Source organism: Citreimonas sp., from assembly GCF_042096055.1.
Taxonomy (GTDB): domain Bacteria; phylum Pseudomonadota; class Alphaproteobacteria; order Rhodobacterales; family Rhodobacteraceae; genus Citreimonas.
This window is the reverse complement of the sequence record NZ_JBELMH010000040.1, coordinates 5192-8632: the sequence shown is the minus strand read 5'-3', so window position 1 is coordinate 8632 and position 3441 is coordinate 5192. Positions and strand designations below refer to the sequence as shown.

The following is a 3441-nucleotide window of genomic DNA, read 5'->3' as shown; positions in this document are numbered from 1 at the left end:
AGGCGCGACCCCCAGCCGCCGGCCAGCCGGATCTGCCCGTCGCGCTGCCGGGCAAAATACGACCCCGTGCCCAGCCCGGCGACGAACCCGTCGCCCGCGCCCAGCGCGCCGCGCACCGCCGGCGGGCGGTCGTCGGTCACCGCCGCGCCCGGCAGCGCCAGCGCGTCGCGCACCCGGTCCGAATCGTGCGCGTCCATCACGCCCGCCAGCCCCAGATGCGCCGGCACCTGCACCAGCGCGCGCGAATCGACCCGCGCCAGCGCGGCCAGCTTCGCCAGTCCCGCGCGCAGGGTCGAAACCGCGCCGTCGAAGTCGCTGGTCACGTTGGCCGGCCCCAGCACCACGCTGTGCCGCTCCTGGGGCGTCTGCAGCGCGAACCGGCAGCGCGACCCGCCGCCATCCACGCCCAGACGCCATCCATCCATGTTCATCCCGCACACCCCCGACCGGAATTAACCGGACACTAACCAATTCTGCCCGACGGTCACGGCATGACCAGGGGCCCACATTTCTCCGACAGCCAGGCCCGGCTGTTCGACGTCGACGAGGCCGCGCCTGCGGCACCGCACCCGGGCGACTCGGGCCGCGACGGGCTGCCCTCTTATATCCGCGATCACCGCGCCCGGCTGCGCGAACGTTTCCTCGTGGGCGGGGCCGACGCCCTGCCCGATTACGAGATGCTCGAACTCGTGCTGTTCCGCGCCATTCCGCGCCGCGACGTGAAGCCGCTGGCGCGCACGTTGCTGGACCGCTTCGGCGATTTCAACGGCGTGCTGTCGGCGCCGGCCGCGCGGCTGCGCGACGTGCCCGGCGTCGGCGACGCCGTGGTGACCGAGCTCAAGATCGTCGAGGCGGCGGCGCACCGCCTGGCGCAGTCCAAAGTGCTGCGCAAGCAGGTCGTCAGTTCCTGGGACGCGCTGCTGTCCTACTGCCAGACCACCATGTCCCACGGCGAGATCGAGCAGTTCCGCGTGCTGTTCCTCGACCGCAAGAACGTGCTCATCGCGGACGAGGCGCAGGCCCGCGGCACCGTCGACCACGTGCCCGTCTACCCGCGCGAGGTGGTCAAGCGCGCGCTCGAGCTGAACGCCACGGCGCTCATCCTGGTCCACAACCACCCCTCGGGCGACCCCACGCCCAGCCAGGCCGACATCGACATGACCGAGCAGATCCAGATCGCGGCCGAGGCGCTGGGAATCACGCTGCACGACCACCTCGTGATCGGCCGTTCGACGGAACTCAGCTTCCGCGCGGCGGGCCTGCTTTAGGCACGCGCCGACGGGCCAAAGGTTGACGAACGGTTAATCCGTCTCTGCAAGCCGTTGATTTTCCTGGGCCGCCTTCGTGTCCCATCGTGGGACACCTGCTTTTCACCGCACCCACACCTCGACCCGCCGGTTGATCTGCCGCCCCCAGGCACTGTCGTCGCAGGCCAGCGGCAGCGCCTCTCCGAAGGCGTACGTCTCGATCGCGACCCGGCCCAGATCCGCCGTCTCGGCCGCCGCCAGAACCGCCGCCCGCACCGCCTCGGCCCGGTCGCGGGCGATCTGAAGGTTGACCGGCGCCGCCCCCCGCCCGTCCGAGAACCCGACGAAGGCCAGCTCCTGCCCGTCATGCTCGCCCGCCTCCAGCGCGTCCGCCAGCGCCCGCACGTTGGCCCGCGACTGCGCGTCCAGCTGGGACGAGCCCGGCTCGAACCGGAACGAGGTGCTCAGCCGCCGCCAGTCGCCCAGCCGCTCGGCCAGCCGCCGCAGCTCGGCCAGGTCGGCGGGCGTCCGCGCCGCCAGGATCGCGTTGACCAGCCGGTCGCCCTGCAGGTCCACCGGCACCTCCTCGGCCGCGCGGTCGACGAAGCCCGCGCGCCGGATCACCACCTGCGCCGCCTCGCTGCGCGTATAGGCCAGGAAGTCGCGCCCCAGCGCCGGCAACCGCCGCGCCGGCAGGTACAGGAACATCGGCGCCGTCAGCGGATAATCCTCGGTCTTGATGGTCCGCCGCGCCGCGCGCAGCTGGAACCCGCAGCTGCCCGTCAGCACCAGCGGCTTGGCGTCGCCGGTGGCCGAGAAGCTGGCGAAGCCGATGCCGAAGGGGTCCCGCTCGACCGCCGCCGCCAGCGCCGCATTGTCCGCGTGCCGGATGACGCCGTCCCGCAGCGTCGCCCGCGCCGGCCCCAGCAGCCGCCGGTCCACCCCGTGCGCAAGGCCCGAGCCTGCCTCGCGCAGGTGCACCGCGATGTCCACGTCCGGCCCGCCCAGCGCGGACCAGGTCGCGATCTCGCCCGACAGGATGCGCGACAGGTCCCGCATCGAGATTGCCTCGACCGGGTTGCGTGACGAGACGACCGGCACGATCGCGTCGAGCGCCAGCACCAGCGAGCGGTTCGCCTGCGTCAGGTCCCCCAGCCCCGCCTCGCGCGCCAGCGCGACCTCGGCCGGCGTGATCTCGCGCAGGGCCATGGCGATGTCGGCCTCGTCGGCCAGAAGGTCGGCGAAGCCCTCGTCCGTGGTGGTCGCGCGCACGGTGAACCGTCCGACCGTCCGGCCCGGATCGGTCCCGTCCCGCGTGCTCAGGGCGTAGGTTACGTCGCCCCCCTCGGCCTGTCGTGTGGCGGTCAGGCCCTCGCTTAGCGCGAAGGCCTCGATCAGCGCGGGGATCAGGACGGCGCCGATGGTGGCCGAGCCCGCGATGTCTATCTCGGCCACGTAATCGGTCAGAGACGGGCAGCCGACGCCCTCGCACAGCACACCCGAGCCGTCGACGGTAAGCTCGCCGTAGCGGGTCTGAACCCTGTAGAACTGCCCGTCGAAGCCCAGCAACGTGCCGGTCACCTCGATCGCGCCGTCGCGCGACCGCAGCGCGACGTCCTGCGCCTGCGCGGCCACGGCCATGACGGAAAGAAAAAGTGCGGCGCAGAACGCCGCACAACGATTGATGGTCACCTGGCCGCCCGATCGTGGTCTATCGAGCCGCGATAGTCAGGTCTTGCACGAGGTTTTTCAACACCAGAAAATCGCCGGCCCGAGCACAATCGGGGATCGGCATCGCAACGTCGCGCACCTGCAGCCGCCCGTCCTGCCGGCGCTGCAGCGTCTGCGCGGTGACGGTGCTGTCGCAATTCGCCGCCGTGACCTCGACCTCGACCGACAGGGCGACGTCGCCGGGACGTGCGGCCGTGCCGACCGGGAAGGTGTAGACCTCCGCCACCAGGGCATCCGGGCCGTCTTCGTGACCCAGCCGCACGAGGAACCCGCCCTCGCCTCGCGCTACGGATCCGAGGTCGCCCGCGGCTTCCGCCCAGACGTGGCCGGGCTGGAAGTAGTCCGATCCGTATTCGCGGGCGTGCAATTGCAGACCCGCATCGCCCTGCCACTGCACCGCCACCCGGTCGTAGAAATAGAGCGAGCTGACCTCGGTCGTCGCGGAAGCACCCGCGCCGTCCAG

2 protein-coding genes and 2 pseudogenes are annotated in these 3441 nt (G+C 71.8%); 1 reads left to right on the top strand and 3 read right to left on the bottom strand.

The features are described from left to right. A pseudogene (locus ACFDTC_RS10490) lies at positions 1 to 431 on the bottom strand (ATPase); the annotation flags it as partial. A 60-nt stretch (positions 432 to 491) separates the two neighbouring features. Here ACFDTC_RS10490 and radC point away from each other — a divergent pair. Next, a complete protein-coding gene (gene radC / locus ACFDTC_RS10485; RefSeq protein ID WP_375258824.1) occupies positions 492 to 1268 on the top strand; it encodes a DNA repair protein RadC in 777 nt (258 codons plus the stop codon). A 102-nt stretch (positions 1269 to 1370) separates the two neighbouring features. Here radC and ACFDTC_RS10480 read toward each other — a convergent pair whose 3' ends face one another. Both ACFDTC_RS10480 and ACFDTC_RS10475 read right to left on the bottom strand, forming a co-directional pair. Further along, the gene (locus tag ACFDTC_RS10480; RefSeq protein ID WP_375258823.1) at positions 1371 to 2888 is read right to left on the bottom strand and encodes a substrate-binding domain-containing protein; all 1518 of its coding nucleotides are present in this window, start codon (positions 2886 to 2888) and stop codon (positions 1371 to 1373) included. A gap of 70 nt (positions 2889 to 2958) precedes the next feature. After that, positions 2959 to 3441: pseudogene (locus tag ACFDTC_RS10475) on the bottom strand (translocase); the annotation flags it as partial.